Raw genomic sequence first — 20,331 nt, forward strand, 5'->3', positions numbered from 1 at the left:
ATAAGCCGATATCACCCGCTGAATGCCGGTAATATCGGCCAGAGTTAAAATAATGAGTTATTGGCAGGTTCCAAGCTAATCCAATAATTCATCGCTAGTTTTTTTACCAAAAAACCACGTAAAGATGATAAAAAATCATACTAAATTATTTACTTTTTTCAGGAAGGTATTCATGCTGGTTATGATCAGCTCATTGGTGTTTAGCCAGCTATTGCATGCGAATGGCCTGATTGATCAGATAGCGGATCAGCCCGTTAAAATTGCATTCGGTAACGAGTCATTACAAAACTCCCTGGATAAGCTTGAAAAACAATCAAACATAAAGTTTTCTTATAACCCTGCCGATTTGAAAGGCTACAGTGTAACGCCGCGTAAATTTCAGAACGAACCATTGGGCAGGGTTTTAAATTATTTGTTTGCTAAAACCCATTTATCCTTCAAAGAAATCAATTCGGGAATTGTTATCTACGACAAATCTGAATCGTCAAAAGCTAACTTATTGATCGGTAAACCGGTGACGCTGGATATGAATAACGCATCCGTCGCCGAAATTACGGTTACCGGAAAAGTATCGGATTCGAATGGCCCCCTGCCCGGTGTTTCTGTAGGTGTTGAAGGCACCACAAAAGGCATTATTACCAATGCAAGTGGTAGCTTCACGCTTAAAGTGGAATCTGATGCAGTGCTTACCTTTACATCAATTGGTTATAAAAAGCAGCGGATTCCGGTTAACAATCAAACGGTTATCAATGTAGTGATGGTGTCTGACCTGAAATCATTGAATGATGTGATCGTAGTAGGTTATGGTGTTCAGAAAAAATCTGATGTAACCGGCTCTATCGTTTCTGTAAATGAGCAAGCACTTCGTGATATTCCGGCTTCCAATATAGGGCAGGCATTACAAGGACAGGCAGCAGGTGTTGATATCCAGAAAAGCGGCGGTAACAGTCATCCCGGCGCAACACCATCTATCCTGATCAGGGGAACCCGTTCCATAAATGCTTCGAACTCGCCATTAATCGTAGTTGATGGTATCCCTTTTAACGGCAGCCTCAATGATATCAACCCGGATGACATTGTTTCTTTAGAAGTATTAAAAGATGCGTCATCAACGGCCATCTACGGTTCAAGAGGTGCTAACGGCGTTCTGCTGGTTTCAACCCGCCGTGGAAAAAAAGGTGGGACAACTGTCAGCTATAGCGGTTATGCCGGCTTTAATAAGCCTTTAGGGAACTACAATATCATGAATGGGCCACAATTTGAGGATCTGAAAAAATGGGGCCTTATCAACGGAAACCCGGGTAAATACACCGGTATTGATGATCCTGCCTTTTTAACCGATGGCTCATTTGCTCCACAGGAAGTAGCCTCCATTAAAAGTGGCCGCAGTACCGATTGGCAAAAACTCATCTACAAAACAGGTTTCGTGACCGATCATCAAATAGGTGTTTCTGGAGGAACTGATCTGACTCAATACGCTATATCAGGAGGGTACTATAACGAAACCGGTATTTACTTTGGTCAGTCATTTGTTCGTTACTCGCTTAAATTGAGCGTCGACCAGCAACTGGGCAAAAATGTAAAGATTGGTTTAAGTGCTTTAAACACCTTGAGCTATACCAATGGCGAAAATGCCAACCCGCTTGGTCAGGCACTCAGGGCAAGCCCGCTTTCAACGCCATATGATGATGCTACCGGTAAACTGGTAGGTTTTACAGCAGGCAGTGCCAACCAGGTATGGAACCCATTGGCCAATTTTGTTCCCGGAGCAGTAGTTGAAACCCGCAAACGATTCGGAACGTTTACAACGGCCTATGCAGAAGTGAATTTAGCACCCGGCTTAAAATACAGGTTTAACGGCGGTGCCGAAGTAAGGCCCGATATATATGGTAATTACTATGCCAGTGCTACTACCAATAATCTCGGCGGAGCATCTACCGCAAATAACCAGAGTACTTATAGCTACAACTACACCCTTGAAAATATTTTAACTTACGACAGAACATTTGCGCAAAAACATCATATAAACTTTACCGGTTTATACAGTTTGCAGGAAAGCCAGTCGCAATCCAACTCGTTTAGTTATAACAACATCCTGTCTGATGGTATCCAATACTTTAACCCACAGTACGGTTCAAATTTAAACGGATCGGGTTCATATTCTAAGTGGGATATTATATCCTATATGGCCAGGGTAAACTATGGTTATGCCAATAAATACTTGCTTACCTTAACCATGCGTTCAGACGGATCGTCACGCCTGGCACCGGGTAATAAATATCATGTTTTTCCATCTGCCGCCGCGGCATGGAATGTTACCCAGGAATCCTTTCTGAAGGATTCAAAGGTATTAACAAATCTGAAACTGAGAGCAAGCTACGGTACCGTGGGTAATACGGCTATTAACCCTTACCAAACTTTGGGAGCCTTATCGTCGGTAAACTATAACTTTGGTTCAACCAATTTAACGGGTGCTTATCCCACCAGTGTATCTAATCCAAACCTTACATGGGAATATACATCTACTTTAAACCTGGGACTTGATTTCGGCTTCTTAGACGGACGGATCACAGGCGCGGTTGACGCTTATCATCAATACACCCGGTCATTACTATTACCACTATCATTACCACCAACATCAGGCATACCCAACAGCATTTTAACCAATGTTGGGCAAACACAAAATAAGGGTTTAGAGATCAGTCTAAGCTCTATTAATATAGCCGGTAACGGTCGCAATACTTTTAGCTGGACAACCAATTTCAATATCACTTTTAACCGCGGCAAAGTTACCAAGCTGGCAAGCGGCGTTACACAGGATATCACCAATGGGTTATTTGTCGGCCAACCCATCAATGCGATATTTGATTATAAAAAGATCGGTATATGGCAAAACACCAAAGCTGATTCGGCCTTGGCTAAAAGCCTGGGTTTAACTACTACAGGCACAGGCTCTGTTATCGGAACCATCAGGGTTGAGGATGTGAACAAGGACGGTAAGATCAACGCCAATGATAGGATCATATTAGGATCCGATCAGCCCAAATATACAGGTGGTTTTACCAACCGTATTGCTTACAAAGGTTTTGATTTTACTGTGGTTGGCGTTTACCGGGTGGGAGGGACAATAACTTCCAAAGTATTCCAAAGCGGCAGTTTTATCAATACTTTTCAGGGTAATTACAATAACATCAATGAAGATTACTGGACGCCCACCAACCATCAGAATTACTATCCTAAACCAAACTCAGCATCAACAAATACACCGTATTCTTCTTTGCTGAGTTATTTTGATGGTACGTTCTTAAAGATCCGGAGTCTTACTTTGGGATACTATATGCCAGAGTCGATAACCAAGCGAATTAAGGCCAGGTCATTAAGGATATATGCAACGGCACAAAATCCATTTATACTTTTCTCGCCTTACCGGAACGAATTCCATGGTCTTGACCCGGAAACAGCCGGGGCTTTAAATGTGGATACGCCGCCTACCAAGTCGTTTACATTCGGTCTTAACATGACACTTTAAATTGAAATAAGATGAAAAGGATATCTATATATTTATACACCTGTTTAGTTTTAGGTCTTTTAACCACAGCATGTAAAAAAGCACTGGTAGAAGACCCAAAATCAACACTTACTCCTGCCTTTTTTACCACCACACAAGGTTTTCAGGCAGGCCTTACGGCGGCCTATGCCGGTTTCAGGACTATTTTTGGGCCTGACAGTTATTTTGAAATGGTTGTACCCGGCACCGATGAATTTATTGCGGGTAACGACGGTAATAACGGCCTGGTAAAATACAACAGTAACTTTAACACGTCTGACGGTATTGTTGCCGGTATATGGAAAAATTGCTATACGTATATTAATACCTGTAACGGACTAATTGGTAATCCGCCATCGGGTCTTGATGCCACAACTACCGCAAGCCTCGTTGGTGAAGCCAAATTTTTGCGGGCCAATTATTATTTTATATTGGTACAATCCTGGGGCGATGTAACCTTAAATAAAACATTTCAGGCTACACCAACAACCTCGGCCACAAGGTCGCCAATGGCTGATGTTTACACTTTTATTATCCAGGATCTTAAAGACGCTATTGCGGTTCTTCCGGCCAGTCCACTAGCCAATGGTGTGCTCCCGGGCAAGGCCACAAAAGCAGCGGCTATGCACGCATTGGCAAAAGTGTACCTGACCAGAGCAGGTTCATCAGCCAAACAAGCCGACGATTATAAAAATGCCTACACCACAGCGCTTGATCTGATCAATAATGTTGCTCCTGCAGGTGGCTTAAAGTTGCAGCAGGATTTTGCAAGTGTATATGCAGAAGGCAACGAGGCAAACAGCGAAGTATTGTGGTCGGTTCAACATACTCCAACATTGGCTTACAATGGCTCGCCTACCCAAAATAATAGCGGTCCGGATAATTTGCTTTGCCATTTATTTGCTCCAAAATATGAAGTGCAGCCAGGTATGCAGCGCAGCACACTTTATGGTCGCCCTTACATACGTGTAGTACCTACCCATTGGCTTACCGATACTGTGTTTAAAGAAAGGGTGAACGACAAGCGCTATAACAAAACGTTTCAAACAACCTGGTTATGCAATAACGCTGCTTCGGTGCCTAATTGGCCAAACCCACTGCCTGCAGGTGCACCGGCAGGAGCTCAGCCCGGTGCACCTAAGTTTACTGTAGGGGATACCGCTATATGGATGCCCGGTTATGAAATGACCGCAGCCCAGATTGCCAAATACCGTTACCAGGTTATTCCGCCAAGTAAATACAGTATAGCTTTATCACCGGCCATGTTCAAGTATTTTGATACCAAACGGCCAGATCAAAACTCGCCATCAAGCAGGCCTATCATTATATATCGCCTGGCAGAAACTTATTTGATAGCAGCGGAGGCTTTGGTAATGGATGGCAGGGCGACCGATGCCGTACAATATGTAAACGCCATACGGGAAAGGGCGGCTTACCCGTCGGCCAATCCCTCAGTAATGAATGTCACCGCCAGTCAGCTTACATTGGATTTTATCCTGGATGAGCGTTCGCGGGAGCTATGCGGCGAAATGATGCGCTGGACAGATTTAGTGCGAACCGGCAAACTTTTGGAGCGGGTAAAGCTGCATAATACTGATGGAAAGAATAATATCAAACCTTTTCAGGTATTACGCCCGATTCCACAAGCTCAGATCGATGCAACTATCACTGGTACGCCGTATACACAAAATCCAGGGTGGTAAAAGTGGCGATAATATAAAACAATCCGGCCATTAATAATCAGTTGGTTACAGATGTTAAGCTATCGAGCGTAAACAAAAAAGAACTATAATTATATATGAAAAACAAATTTAACAAATACCTGGTGTTGATGGCCGGGTTTGCGGTAAGTGTATCGTTATACGCGTTAAAGCCAGGCTCAGAAGTGGTACCCGATGCAGATAATGCGGGATTGAAACTGCCGGATGGTTTTGGTGCCTTAAAAGTAGCCGAAACAGGTGCCAAAGCAAGGCACCTGGTAGTTACGCCACAGGGCGATATTTATGTAAAGCTGGCCAGACCCAACAAAGAAGGTAAAGGCATTTTAGTATTACATGAAGCCTCAAATGGCAAGGCTGAACTTAAATCGAGCTTTGGAACTTATGGTGGTACGGAGGTGGCGTTAAAAGGAGGCTATCTGTATGCCTCATCAAACACCGAAGTTTTTAAGTATAAAGTGAATGACAAAAATGAGGTGATCAACCCCGATCAGCCCGAGAAAATAGTTACCGGTTTAAAGGCTGGCCGTCAGCATGAAACCAAATCATTTGCACTGGATAATGATGGCAATATCTATGTGAATATAGGCGCCTGGTTTAACTCCTGTCAGGAGAAAGACAGGGGCCTGCATTCGCCGGGCATACCGGGTTGTCCTATACTGGATTCCATGGGTGGTGTTTGGCAGTTCAGGACTGATAAATTAAACCAAAGCTATGGTGAAGGTGTACGCTATGCTACCGGGCTAAGAAATATGGTGGGTATGGAATGGAACCAGCAGGATAACCAGCTTTTCGTAATGCAACACGGTCGCGATAATCTGAACAGCTCATGGCCTGAACTGTATACCACTAAACAATCGGCAGAATTACCAGCAGAGTGTTTATATGCACTAAAAAAGGGCGACAACGCTGGGTGGCCTTTTATGTATTACGACCAGATTCAGCATAAAAAGATAGAAGCTCCTGAGTACGGCGGCGATGGTAAAAAAGAAGCTGATGCTAAATATATAGACCCGGCAGTTGCTTATCCAGGCCACATGGCGCCAAATGGTTTGCTTTTTTATACCGGTAACCAGTTTCCTACAAAATATAAAAACGGGGCTTTTATAGCATTCCATGGTTCATGGAACCGTGCTCCGGAGCCGCAAGCTGGCTACTTTGTAGTTTTTCAGCCATTTAAAGACGGCAAACCTGCGGGCGATTGGGAGGTATTTGCTGATGGTTTTTCCGGTTCACCTGAAAAGACTGCTGCCGGTCGTGCCGATCATCGCCCATGCGGCCTGGCCCAGGGTGCCGATGGTTCCCTGTATGTTACCGACGATTCAAAAGGAACCATTTATCGTATCATCTACACTAAAAAATAATGGTTACAATGAAAAAACCTATTCTGGTCATCGCTTGCCTTTTTTGTTGCGCTCCGTTATTGGCCCAGATTAAAACCAAAGCAAAACCAAAACCTGCCGCGAGGCTAGCTGCGGTTGATGGTAAAGGCATATACGAAAAATATTGTTTAACCTGCCATCAGGGGGATGGCGGTGGCGTGCCGAATATGAATCCCCCGCTGATTAAAACATCCTATGTCCTGGGCGATAAAACCCGGCTGATCAAGGTAGTGCTCAATGGTTTTTCAGAAAATGTGGATATCGATGGTGAATCGTACTCCAACGTGATGCCCTCGCATGATTTTTTGAAAGACCAAGAAATCGCCGCTGTGTTAACCTACGTCAGGAAAAATTTTACCAATAAGGCGGGGCCAATTACTACGGCACAGGTAAAAGCGGTAAGGGCAACCAATAAAAAGAAAATATAGTTTAAAACAGATACCTAACAGTTAAATAATAAAATATGAAACGATTTTTATATCTGTTGCTGATACTTTGCTCTACCAATGTATTTGGACAAAGCGGCAATACCGAAGAAATAATCAGAAAAGTTGCAGATAATGTGATCCAGAATACCTCTTTTAAATTTATCAATACCAACACCAAAGAAAAATACGACTCTACCAAAGGGCTGGCTTCGTCACCGGATGTTAAAGCTGACAGCAAGTATAACAAATGGATGTACGTAAATGGCGTGTTGACCATTGGTATGGTACAAATGTCAGATGTGTTGGGTGATAAAAAATATGCTGATTACTCCCAACGCAACTTTGCCTTCATTTTTGATAATTTGGGTTATTTTGAAACTTTACGTAAAGCCAAGGCACCCAAGGTGGAGTATGGTGCAGTTTTTAGTATTAATAATTTGGACGCTTGCGGAGCCATGTCGGCTGGGTTATTTGATGTGGATGCCTTGGCAAACAGAAAAGATTACAAAGCTTATTTAAGCAGATCAGCAGATTATATTCTCAACAAACAAATGCGTCTGCCCGACGGCACGCTTTCGCGCCCCAATCCACGGAATATGACCCTTTGGGCCGATGATATGTTTATGAGCATCCCTTTTCTGGCACGCATGGGCAAACAAACCGGCGACACTAAATATTTCGATGACGCGATAAAACAGGTGGAAAATTTCAACAAATACCTGTACGATGCTAATACAGGTCTTTTCTTCCATAACTACTACTCAGATGATCAAACAAACGGCGTTGGCCATTGGGGCCGCAGCAATGGCTGGATAGCTATGGCGACTACCGAGTTAATTAATAATCTGCCCGCTAATCATCCAAAACGCGCCGAATTAATCAAATTACTGTTGAGACAAATAGTAGGTTACGCCCGCTACCAGGATCAAACCGGTTTGTGGCACCAGTTGCTGGATAAACCCGACTCTTACCTGGAAACTTCAGTTACAGCCATGTTTACCTATGCCGTGGCCCGAGCTGTGAATCAGGGTTGGATCAATGATCAATATATTTCTATAGCACGTGAGGGCTGGAAGGGCTTGTTAACCAAAGTTACAGCTGACGGTCAATTACAGGATGTCTGCATAGGTACCAATATGGATACGGCTATTAAGTTTTATTATACCCGTCCAACCGAGCTCAATGACACACATGGAATTGGCGCATTTTTACTGGCAGGTACTGAGATGCTTAAAGTGGAAAGGAAAAAATAAATATGTACAGATCGATCAGGCTCCTGCTGGTTATGCTCACTATCGTAATCAGTAGTTTAAATTCATTTGCTGCCGATGTGGATATTACGGCCTATGGTGCGGTGGGCAATGGTACCACGCTTAATACCGATGCTATTCAAAAAGCTATTGATGCCTGTTATAAAAGCGGTGGTGGTAAAGTTATTGTTCCGGCCGGTACATTTTTAACCGGTACCATCGCGCTGAATGATAATATCACACTCCAACTAAAAAAAGGGGCCATTATACTCGGCAGTACGGATGTTAACGATTATAAAAACCTTGACCCTTTTGTGGATGGCCTGGGCATAAGCGTGGGCTGGGCATTGGTGGTTGCTGTTGATAAAAAGAACATAGCTATAGAGGGCGAAGGTATTATTGACGGACAGGGATCAAAGTTAAAAGCACAGCAGATACAAACCGATACCCGCCCGGAATCACAACGCTGGGGCCGACGCCCGTTTTTGTTACGGGTGGTGCGGTGTCAGCATGTTTCGGTAACAGGTGTTACGCTCAATTATTCAGCTGCCTGGACATCGCACTACTTTCAATGTAAACAGGTGAATATCAAAAACGTAAAGATTGTGAGCAGGGGAGTAGCACATAACGATGGTATGGATATAGATGGCTGTCAGGATGTAACCATTAAGGGTTGTGACGTAAATAGTGGTGATGATGCCCTTTGTTTTAAAACCACATCAAGCAAAATGGCTTGCAGGAATATTGTGATATCCGGCCTGCGCTTAAAAAGTGGCCAGGGAGCTATCAAGATCGGCACCGAATCCATGGCAGCGTTTGAAAATATCAAAATATCGCAATGCTATATTTATGATACTACCAATGGTGGTATTAAACTGCTTTCGGTTGATGGAGCCCGGATCAATCATATCGATATCAGTGATATTACTATGGTAGAGGTAAAAACGCCTATGCTTATTCGCTTAGGTGCTAGGCTTAGCGTGTTCCGGAAGGATCAGGACATACAGCAACCGATCGGGGCATTGGAAAACGTAACCATCAGAAATGTAAAGGCCAAAGCGGCCGATAACGCGCAACTCATGCCACCGTCCGGTATCCTGATAACAGGCATCCCTGATCATCCCATCAAAAATCTGACTTTGGAAAACATCGAGATCAACCTAGCCGGCGACGGTACTGCCGAAAATGCCCGGCAGGTGGTACCTGAGGCAATTGATACATATCCGGAAGTAAAAACCTTTGGCCCGCTGGTACCGGCTTATGGCATTTGGGCCAGGCATGTGGATGGCTTAAAGCTTAGAAATGTAAAGCTTACGCTGAGTCATAATGACCTTCGCCCGGCTTTCATTGGCGATGATGGTAAAAACATTGAGATAATTAACTGGACGATTCCTGAAACTACCGGTGCGCAAGCTATTATCAGATTGGAGAATGTAGCCGGAGCTCGTATAAACAATAATACTGGAAGCGGTTCAGCTAATGTATTTGTACGAGTGGAAGGCAATGCAAGCCGCGATATACATGTTCTGGAAAACAAACTATCCGGGATATCAAAAAAAGTGGAACTGTCTGCTGATGTGAAAGCTAATGCAGCTATTTCGGATCACGATTAATAAATAATTAATGTGCCTAATATGAAGGTAAATACATACAAAATACTTTTAGGTTTCTTGAGCTTGCTGCTCCCTGCTTTAGTTTCTGCCCAGCAAACTGTTTTACCCATGCAAACAGATCGCTGGGCTATCCAGGCAGACGGCAGTATTAAATGGACGGTCAATAATCGTCTTCCGCATACAGATCATATCGAAATGTCGGGCGAAAAAGTGTCCGTTTGGGTGTTGTATGGTATTGACAGCGCAGGTAGATCATCTATTTCCCGCACGGTAGTATTTCCTACATTCAGGATGTTGCCCGATGGTACACGTACTCATATTGATTACACCTTTGGTGATAATGAGTTACCCCGTTTTCTGATCAATAACCGGCAACTGAAAACTGATCTGGCTACAGGCAAAAAATCGGGCGATCTGACCTATAATATCAAAAGCATCAGTCATAAAGGCATTATGCGTATAGCCGCCACTTCGGGCAATCCGGCATTGGTAAAAATCGATCGCAGTATTTTCCCTTCTGTGGATAAATCTATGGTGGTGGAGAAATTTGTGTTCACCAACATTACCGATAAACCGATGAATATTATTATGGAGTACCTACGACGTGAGGAAAGAACCGATAGCGCCAAAAGCAAGGTACGGCCGCACACCGTGATCATGGGGACGGTCGATCATGGCAGCAGGATGGTACAGCCCGGTGCAAATACTAGCTTCTCGGTTTATTACCTGGCCACAGATTTTCCCGCTCAGCCAATTACAATTAATCCTGATGCAGAAGAGAAGGCTCGTGAAAAACGAATAAATACCATTTTAACGCCCTTGCAGTTACAAACACCGGATACTTTATTGAATACCGCATTCGCATTTGCCAAGATCCGTGGAACAGAGAGTATTTACAAAACCAAGGTAGGTTATTTGCACGGTCCGGGTGGGCTGGCTTATTATGCCGCTATCTGGGCCAATGATCAGGCCGAATATATTAGTCCTTTCTTCGCGTTTTCGGGTGATAGCATCGGTAACCTTTCGGCCATGAACTGTTATCGTTTATTTGCTAAATATATGAATCCTGAGTACAAACCCATTCCCAGCTCTATAGTAGCTGAGGGCGACGCGGTATGGAAAGGCGCTGGTGACCGTGGCGATCAGGCCATGATCGCTTATGGAGCTTCGCGCTATGCTTTAGCTTGCGGTCAGCCTGATTCTGCCAAAAAACTATGGCCGTTGATTACCTGGTGCCTGGAATACAGCCACAGGAAACTGAATGATCAGGGGGTGGTTAACTCCGATCATGATGAGCTGGAAGGTCGCTTCCCGGCGGGTAAAGCCAATCTGTCGACAAACAGTTTGTATTATGACGCGCTGATATCCGCGGTCTATCTGGGCAAGCAATTGCATCAACCCAAATCACAAACCGACGAGTACCTGAAACAAGCCGCCGAGCTTAAAGGCAATATCGAAAAATATTTTGGGGCGAACATAGACGGTTTCGATACTTATAAATATTACGAAACCAATGATGTGCTGCGCGCCTGGATCTGTCTGCCGCTTACCATGGGCATTTTTGACAGGAGCGAAGGAACCATCAATGCCCTGTTCTCGCCCAAATTATGGACAGCCGATGGTTTATCCACTCAAGCCGGTAAAGAAACCTTCTGGGATCGGTCGACCTTATATGCGCTTCGTGGTGTATTACAGGCCGGCAAAACCGAAAAGGCTATGGATTATCTCCGTTATTACTCACGCAGGCGGCTCTTGGGCGAACATGTGCCTTACCCGGTAGAAGCATATCCCGAGGGTAATCAAAGACACCTATCGGCCGAGAGTGGTCTCTATTGCCGTATTTACACTGAGGGTTTGTTTGGCATGCGGCCAACGGGCTTTACTACCTTTAATTGCACTCCAAGATTGCCAATTGGATGGAATAAAATGGCAATAAATAATATACATTCTTTCGGCCATATATTCGATCTTACCATATCCAGACAAAGCAAGGATAAACTGCTAATTACTGTTACAGAAGGGAGTAAAGTAATAAAATATAAAATAAATGATGGCGGTACACAAGCTGTTCAATTATAACTACCAATAATTTAAAACCTATGAATCCATTTTTTAAATATATGATGGTTGTTGTAGCTACCATCACTATACACCATACGTTTGCTCAAACTCACCAGCTGGAAAAGCTTTGGGAAACCGATACGGTGGTAAGGGTGCCCGAATCTGTTTTGCCCGATCTGAAAAAAGGTATTCTGTACGTATCCGAGATCGACGGAAACCCCAATGCAGTGGATGGTAAGGGCGGTGTGGCTAAAATTGGTTTGGATGGCAAGATCATCGATCTGGATTTCACTATGGGTTTAAACGCGCCGAAAGGATTGGGAAGGTTTGGCAATGTACTGTATGTGGCCGATCTGTCGGAAGTAGTAGTTATCGACATCAACACAGGTAAGGTAAAAAACAAGATCGCTATCGACAGCGCTAAAGCCTTAAATGACATTACAGTTAATGATAAAGGAATAGTTTATGTATCCGACAGTAAAACCAAAAAGATCCACCGGATTGAAAAAGGAAAAGTAAGCACCTTTTTAACAAACATAGGGGGCGTAAATGGTCTTAAAGCTGTAGGCCCTGATCTTTATATCCTCGGGGGGCAAAAATTTATAAAATCGGACAATAAAGGGAATTTAACATCTATTACTACACTTAGTTGTGGTGGCGATGGACTGGAGGCTGTTGGTAATGGTGATTTCTTGATCACGTGCTGGTCGGGCCATATATTTTATGTAACTGCCGATGGTAAAATTGAAGCCTTGTTGGATATGCAGGATAAAAAGATAAATACTGCCGATCTGGCTTATGATCAGGTAAAACACATTCTGTATGTGCCTACATTCTGGGGCAAAAAAGTGATCGCTTACAAATTAATAACTACCAAATAATATGGGGTTTACTAAAATTCAGTTTCTTAAAAGCTGCCTGATCCTGGCGGGCATAGCGGGGGCAAGCCTGGTTTCTGCCCAAACACGCAGTAATGATGCGTATTTAAAATTATGGTATAACAAACCTGCAGCCGCCTGGGAAGAGGCGCTGCCTTTGGGCAATGCCACAACGGGGGCCATGGTTTTTGGCGGTGTAACTCATGAACGTTACCAATTGAACGATCATAACTTATGGTCGGGTTTTCCGGAACCAGGAAATAATCATCAGGGACCTGAATACTTGCCTCAGGTACGCAAAGCTGTATTTGATGGTGACTTTGAAAAGGCCGCCGACCTGTGGAAAAAGCATTTGCAGGGCCCGTATACAGCCCGTTACCTGCCACTGGGCGATCTGCTGCTGGATTTTAACTTGAAGGATAGCACGCATTACTATCGAGATCTGGATTTGAATAATGCCGTTGCAAGCGTGAAATATGAAGCAAATGGAGTTCATTATACCCGCGAAACGTTTATTAGTTACCCGGATAAGGTAATGATGATCTATATCACTGCCGATAAAAAAGGTGCGATCAATTTTACAGCCGGTCTGCAAAGCAAGCTGCATTTTACGGTAGCGAATGAGGGCAACAGTAAGCTGATATTAAATGGCAAGGCCCCGAGCTATGTGGCTAATCGCGATTACGAATCCCGGCAGGTGATCTATGATGAACCCAAAGGCGAAGGCATGAATTTTCAAATCGGCCTGAAAATCAGGAATACCGGAGGGAGCATAACGGCTTTGAATAATACTTTACAAGTTAGCGCAGCTGATGAAGTGTTGATTTATCTAACCGAAGCCACCAGTTTTAATGGCTTTAATAAATCGTCCGGACTGCAGGGTAAGGATCCTGCTGTTGAAGCCAACGCTGGTTTGCTTGCTGCATCTCAAAAAACGTATGAACAATTGAAACAACGGCATGTAAGCGATTATCAGCGTTTGTTTAAACGGGTTGAATTTAATTTAGGCGTCGACGCTGTAATGATAAAACAGCCAACAGATGAGCGGTTGAAAAATTTCAAGGTAGCCAATCCTGATAAGCAACTACAAACATTGTATTATCAATTTGGCCGATATTTGCTGATTTCCAGCTCAAGACCGGGTAGCGCCCCAGCCAATCTACAGGGCATCTGGAACGATCAGGTATCACCACCATGGGGTAGTAATTATACCACCAACATTAATACCGAGATGAATTACTGGCTGGCCGAAAATACCAATCTATCAGAATGTCATCAGCCATTGTTTGATTTTCTGAAAGAACTTACCGTAAATGGGGCCATTACCGCTAAGGAAAGTTATGACATCAACGAAGGCTGGGTTGAACATCACAACAGCGATATATGGGCCAAAACATCCACTGTGGGTGGTTATGATCATGACCCCAAGAGTTCGGTGAAATGGTCGGCCTGGCCAATGGGCGGAGCCTGGATGAGCCTGCACCTTTATGATCACTATCTTTTTACCGGTGATAAGGCCTTTCTAAGTAAAACCGCTTATCCCATTATGAAAGGTGCCGCGCAATTTATGTTGCATTGGCTCGTAAGTGATCCCAAAACAGGCTATCTGGTAACCAATCCTTCCACATCTCCCGAAAATACCATCAAAATTAATGGTAAGGAGTATTTGGTAAGCATGGCCTCTACTATGGATATGTCTATCATTCGTGAATTATTCCAGGATTGTATCAGCAGTGCACAAATATTGGGTACTGATAAGGCTTTCGCAGCTCAGGTAAAAGCCGCTTATGATAAGTTATATCCTTTTCATATAGGAAAACACGGGCAATTACAGGAATGGTTCCAAGACTGGGATGACCCCGCGGATACACACAGACATATATCGCACCTGTTTAGCTTGTTCCCCGGCCGGCAAATCTCGGTATTTAATACGCCACAACTGGCCGCTGCCGCCAAACAATCTATGATATACCGCGGAGATGTAGGCACAGGCTGGTCAATGGCCTGGAAAGTGAACTGGTGGTCGCGTATGCACGATGGAAATCACGCCTACAAGATATTAGGCGCAGCATTTAACTATATGGATCCGGTGCAGAAGAAAGAACAGATGAGCGGAGGAGGTACTTATCCTAATTTGTTCGATGCACATCCACCTTTTCAGATCGATGGGAACTTTGGCGGCACGGCCGGTATGACCGAAATGCTGCTACAAAGCCAGAACGGCGAAATAGAACTCTTGCCGGCACTGCCGGATGCCTGGGCCGATGGCAGCATTAAAGGCATCAAAGCCCGTGGCAATTTTGAAATAGCTATCAACTGGAAAAAAGGTAAACTGACTAAAGCATTACTCAAATCAAACCTTGGCGGAAATTGCCGGTTACGCACACCTGTTCCCGTAAAGGTGATTGAAGTAAGCAGCAAGCGTGCTGTTGGTACTAATAAAAATATATTGAACATTCCACCTACTAAACCAATATACCAAAAAGTTGACGACGCTAAGCTGGCGGATATCAGCTTTAATAAAGGTTATGTAATTGATTTTGCCACCGAAAAAGGCAAAAGCTACACCATTATACCTCAATAATAAGATGAAGATTTTGAAGCGTTTTTTACTGTTTTGCCTGGTTTTCATATCCACAGAGATACTTAAGGCACAATCCATCACCTGGACAGAAGTTGAGCCAGGAATATGGAAAGGCGTCATCGGCAAGCCCGAAGAGTTTGACCTGTTAAAAGTGGCAGGAGCGCAGCCATATCATGCAGGTTTGCAGCAAATGCCTAAGGCAATATTTCCGTTGGCACAGAGCGAAATCACTGGCCGTGTTCAGGATGGTAAAACCTATCTTCGCTTCCCTTTGGAAAAAAAGGAGCAGATATTTGGCTTTGGCTTAAACTTTCAAACCGTATTTCAACGTGGTAAAGTGCTTACGCTGCATGTAGATAATTATGCAGGTAAGGATAATGGTCGTACGCATGGGCCTACGCCCTTTTATGTATCATCTAACGGGTATGGCATATTTATCAATTCGGCCAGGTATATCAATGTGTATGCCGGTACAGCTGTAAGAAGAGATAGTAAAATAGATCCTGAAGTAAAAGACAGGAATCTGGATAAAACATGGAGCTCACACCCTTACTCAGACGGCGTGGAAATGCTGATACCAGCGGCAGGGGTAGAGATATATGTATTTGCTGGCCCGACAACTTTAGATGCTATACGGCGCTATAATTTATTGAATGGCGGCGGTTGCCTGCCACCGCGCTGGGGGCTTGGCTTTACCCAGCGAATGCAGCGTTTAACCGATGCCCATGGTGTTGCAGCCGAAGCACAGGCTTTCGAAGAAAAAGGTTATCCATTAGATTTTATTGGTCTTGAACCCGGCTGGCAAAGTAAATCGTACCCTTGCACTTTTGAGTGGGACAAAACCCGCTTCCCCGATCCTAAAATCCTGGTGCAGGATATGCTGAAAAAGAATATCAGGCTCAATTTATGGACAAACCCCTACGTATCGCCCGCGGCTCCCGTTTATAAAGATATTTTACCTTACAGCGGTTCGCACACTGTTTGGAACGGCATCGTACCCGATATCAGCATGCCCGAAGCACGGAAGATATTTTTTGGCGAATTGGAAAAAGGTAAGATAGATATCGGCATCAGTGGCTATAAAATGGATGAGGTTGATGGGGGAGATAATTATTTATGGCCCGATGTGGCTGTTTTCCCCTCGGGACATGATGCCGAGCAAATGCGCCAAACCTATGGCTTAATGATGCAGCGCTACACCGCCGAAATTTATCACCAGCGTAACCAGCGCACATTTGGATTGGTTCGTGCCTCAAATGGCGGCGGTTCATCATTCCCTTACGTGATCTATAACGATTACTATGATCACCGCGACTTTATAACTGCTTTAGTGAATAGCGGCTTTGCCGGGGTTTTATGGACACCGGAAGTACGCTCATCTAAAACAGGCGAAGAGTGGTTGCGCAGGTTCCAATCCAATGTATTTTCGCCCATGGCCATGATCAATGCCTGGGCCAGTGGCACCAAACCATGGTCGTTTCCTGAAGTTGCCGAGCAGGTAAAGATAATGGCTAACCTGCGTATGCAAATGATGCCTTACTGGTACAGTGCGTTTGCCAAATATCATTTTGAGGGCATTCCGCCTTTCAGGGCCATGTACCTGGAAGAAGGTTTTAACACTGATGTTAAAGCAGAGAATAAGAAACAAAGCCTGGAAGAAAATCCATACGAAGAAGCGGTAACCAAAGAGGTTAAAGATCAGTATATGGCCGGGGAGTATTTACTGGTGGCCCCTATGTTTGCCGGGCAAACCAGCAGAAAAGTGATTTTGCCCAAAGGTAAATGGTACGATTTCTATACCGGGAAATATGCCGGGGATGGAGAAGTGATCAATGTTGAACCTGGCTTGGATAAGATCCCGGTTTATGTTAAAGATGGTGGTGTAATACCCATGATGCCGGTAATGCTGCACGCCCCCAAATCGGGGCAGAAGGTTGATATTGAAGTAAGATACTATGGTGATAAACCCGGTAATTATTCTTTATACGATGATGACGGCGAAACCTTTGATTATGAAAAAGGCAACTATAGCTTCAGGAAAATCGCAGTGCAAAAAGTAAACGGGAAAATAAAAGGCTCCATTACACCTGCAGCAAAAGGCAAACCGGATAATGTTGGTAAAGTAATTTTCAAAGCGATGACGATGTAATATTTATATAACAACGGGTAACTTATTTCTTCGGGTAAAAAAAGAAGTTTTTACATTTACTGTGTGTGGTATATCAATGCCATTACGCGGATACTAACGTAAAAAACATCTTTATGAAGAACTTGCAGCACCGAGTACTTTTATCCTATTTGCTATTATTATCCTGTATGGTGGCAGTAGCGCAGGATAACACACACCTTAAATTAAAAAAGGCCCAGCCCGATTCGGTGAAAAAATCACAGGATGTGCCCGGAAAAAATAAAGGAGGACGTGTATCAAGTTTATTCGCTGACTCTGCCAAGCTTACCAGCAGCGATTACCAGGAGCACATCGAAAATACGTATATGGTTCTCAATAATATAGAGAACAAGGGTGAATTGGGCCTGCAGATCAATACCATCACGATGAAATTGAAAGATGCCGACTCCATACTATTTGTACTGAAAGATAATGTGCTTAATAACAGCGGGGCACTAAATCTGCGAAACCTACAGGTATTCCGCACCCTGCTTCAGAACATCCAAACAGATCTTAAGGAACACCGAACAATACTGGATAGCACCGATAATAAACTAACCGCCCTTAAAGGCAGTTTGAAGGTTTTGAGGAACGACACCGTATTGAGGCAGTTGATCCGTGATTCGGTAATTCGTAAGCAATTCGCGGCGCAGTTAAAAGATCTGCGTGGCGTATGGCTAAGCAGTACCGGAACGCTGAAAAAAAGCCTGGGGATCATAAATCGCTTGCAAACGCATACCTCGTCAAGTATGATCACTACGGTGCAGTTGCTGGATAAGGTAAATAATCTGCTTACGACATCTTCGATCCGCATTTTTGGTAAAGAATATAATTATCTGTGGGAAAAGGATACCATCAGCTTAACTGCAAATGCCCGTTCATCATTTGGTAAAGCCTATCAGGGAGAAAAGAAAGCGCTGAATTATTATTTCAAAGACACCGGCAATAAGCGGTTATTCCTATTGCTCATCGGCACATTATTCTTTGTGTGGATCTATCGTAACATCCGCATACTGAAAAAAAGGAATGCTGTAGAAAGTGTTAGTCAGATGAATTTCATCTATCTCCCTTCCGGGTATATTGTTTCGGCATTTGTGGTCATGTTCACCATTGCGCCCTTGTTTGATCTCCATGCCCCTTCAACTTATATCGAGTCTATGCAGTTTTTCCTGATGATCATCCTTACGGTGATCTGCTGGAAAAAATGGCCCCGCGAATTATTCAGGTACTGGATAGTGATGGTAGTACTTTATCTCTGTTTCTCGTTTACCCACCACCTGTCCGATCCCGGATTCTGGCAACGGTTCCTGTTGATATTACTCAACGTGTTTTCCTTTATTTTTGGTTTGCTCTTTCTTTCAAAAATGCGGCAACATCTGCATTTGAAAGGTTTTTTACGTTTTGTGATCATCCTGCATAATGTGATGAATGTGCTGGCCGTCATCTTCAATATATGGGGAAGGGTTTCGCTGGCACAAATATTAGGCAATACGGCTATATTTTCCTTTATGCAGGCCATAGGACTGGCTGTGTTTAGTCAGATCTGTGTAGAGGCTATATTGCTGCAGATTGTAGCCAGTCGGGTTAAAAGAGGCCATACAGGTGCTTTTGAATATGAGCATGTGCTAAAAAGCTTCCGCCGGCTTATTCTTTTCCTGGTGGTTGTTTTGTGGCTCATAGTATTTACCACTAATTTGAATATCTATACTTCGTTATTAGGTGGCCTGACCGATTTTCTGAAAGCAAGCCGTAGTATAGGCAATGCTTCCTTTACTATCGGTGGTATACTGCTCTTTTTCTTCATCATTTGGGTTGCGCACTTGCTGCAGCGTTATGTGGGCTATTTTTTAGGCGATACGGATACAGAGGAGGATATCAATGACAAAGGGCAACGTTCCAGGTTGTTGGTTACCAAGCTTATTTTACTTTGCCTGGGATATTTACTGGCCGTGGCTGCTTCGGGTGTACCGGTTGATAAGATAACCATTGTTATTGGCGCATTGGGTGTAGGTATAGGCTTGGGCTTACAGAATATCGTCAATAATTTTGTATCCGGTATTGTGCTGATCTTTGACCGACCGCTTCAAATAGGGGATGTGGTGGAAATAGGCGACCGTGCCGGAAAAGTGAGAGAAATAGGGCTACGTTCCAGTACGCTATTAACATCAGAAGGGGCAGAAGTGATCATTCCCAATGGTGATATACTTTCGCAAAAGATTGTAAACTGGACACTCTCCAATAGCCAGCGACGCATTGAAATGGATATCGCTGTTGGCGGCAGTACAGATATGGAAGTAGTTTCATCAGCTATCAAAAAAGCGATATTGGTTTCAAAATACGTTTATCAAAGTCGTGAGCCACAGATCTTATTTATCAAAGTAAATGATGATGGATTTGATGTAAAGGCATTCTTCTGGATCAGCGACATGTCCAAATCAGGTGAAGCAAAAAGTGAGATACTGCTTTTACTGCATGAAAAACTGAATGCAGTAAATATGGTCATTAAACCGGAGAAGAAAGAAATATACGTCTTTCTAAATGAAAAACCAGATTCCAAAGACACCGATACGAAATAGGAATAACAGGACTTGAAATCAAAAGAGGCTGTATCATTAATCATGATCAGCCTCTTTTTTATTTATACAGCCTTAGATTGGACAGGTTGGCTCAATTAACAAAAAGTGGGTTTACATGGGTTTACAT

At 43.7% G+C, this 20,331-nt stretch carries 11 protein-coding genes; all 11 read left to right on the forward strand.

Features of this window, described 5'->3' with window-relative positions; translation table 11 throughout:
- Nucleotides 1-124 precede the first annotated feature (124 nt).
- The 11 genes from FHW89_RS00840 (at nucleotide 125) to FHW89_RS00890 (ending at nucleotide 20,204) form a co-directional block, all read left to right on the forward strand.
- Nucleotides 125-3,529: a SusC/RagA family TonB-linked outer membrane protein gene (locus FHW89_RS00840; RefSeq protein ID WP_253952127.1), complete on the forward strand. Its 3,405-nt coding sequence runs from the start codon at nucleotides 125-127 to the stop codon at nucleotides 3,527-3,529.
- A gap of 11 nt (nucleotides 3,530-3,540) precedes the next feature.
- Nucleotides 3,541-5,250, forward strand: coding sequence for a RagB/SusD family nutrient uptake outer membrane protein (locus FHW89_RS00845; protein ID WP_172333118.1), 1,710 nt, complete (start codon nucleotides 3,541-3,543; stop codon nucleotides 5,248-5,250).
- Nucleotides 5,251-5,345: 95 nt separating this feature from the next.
- Nucleotides 5,346-6,629 carry a sorbosone dehydrogenase family protein gene (locus FHW89_RS00850; RefSeq protein WP_172333119.1) on the forward strand — a complete coding sequence of 428 codons (1,284 nt, stop codon included), beginning with the start codon at nucleotides 5,346-5,348 and terminating at the stop codon, nucleotides 6,627-6,629.
- 8 nt (nucleotides 6,630-6,637) lie between these two features.
- Nucleotides 6,638-7,075 carry a cytochrome c gene (locus FHW89_RS00855; RefSeq protein WP_172333120.1) on the forward strand — a complete coding sequence of 146 codons (438 nt, stop codon included), beginning with the start codon at nucleotides 6,638-6,640 and terminating at the stop codon, nucleotides 7,073-7,075.
- A 35-nt stretch (nucleotides 7,076-7,110) separates the two neighbouring features.
- Nucleotides 7,111-8,328, forward strand: coding sequence for a glycoside hydrolase family 105 protein (locus tag FHW89_RS00860; protein WP_172333121.1), 1,218 nt, complete (start codon nucleotides 7,111-7,113; stop codon nucleotides 8,326-8,328).
- A gap of 2 nt (nucleotides 8,329-8,330) precedes the next feature.
- Nucleotides 8,331-9,938 (forward strand): glycoside hydrolase family 28 protein, encoded by a 1,608-nt coding sequence (locus tag FHW89_RS00865; RefSeq protein WP_172333122.1) that lies wholly within the window; start codon nucleotides 8,331-8,333, stop codon nucleotides 9,936-9,938.
- A gap of 21 nt (nucleotides 9,939-9,959) precedes the next feature.
- Nucleotides 9,960-12,017: a hypothetical protein gene (locus FHW89_RS00870; protein WP_172333123.1), complete on the forward strand. Its 2,058-nt coding sequence runs from the start codon at nucleotides 9,960-9,962 to the stop codon at nucleotides 12,015-12,017.
- Between the two features lie 20 nt (nucleotides 12,018-12,037).
- Complete coding sequence (locus FHW89_RS00875) at nucleotides 12,038-12,880, forward strand: ATP-binding protein (protein ID WP_253952128.1); 843 nt, start codon at nucleotides 12,038-12,040, stop codon at nucleotides 12,878-12,880.
- A 1-nt stretch (nucleotide 12,881) separates the two neighbouring features.
- Nucleotides 12,882-15,461, forward strand: a complete 2,580-nt coding sequence (locus FHW89_RS00880; RefSeq protein ID WP_172333124.1) for a glycoside hydrolase N-terminal domain-containing protein — start codon at nucleotides 12,882-12,884, stop codon at nucleotides 15,459-15,461.
- Nucleotides 15,462-15,465: 4 nt separating this feature from the next.
- A complete protein-coding gene (locus tag FHW89_RS00885) occupies nucleotides 15,466-17,610 on the forward strand; it encodes a TIM-barrel domain-containing protein (protein WP_172333125.1) in 2,145 nt (714 codons plus the stop codon).
- 113 nt (nucleotides 17,611-17,723) lie between these two features.
- Nucleotides 17,724-20,204: a mechanosensitive ion channel family protein gene (locus FHW89_RS00890; protein WP_172333126.1), complete on the forward strand. Its 2,481-nt coding sequence runs from the start codon at nucleotides 17,724-17,726 to the stop codon at nucleotides 20,202-20,204.
- Nucleotides 20,205-20,331 lie beyond the last annotated feature (127 nt).

Origin of the sequence: Mucilaginibacter sp. SG564 (assembly GCF_013149275.1) — a bacterium.
GTDB lineage: Bacteria > Bacteroidota > Bacteroidia > Sphingobacteriales > Sphingobacteriaceae > Mucilaginibacter.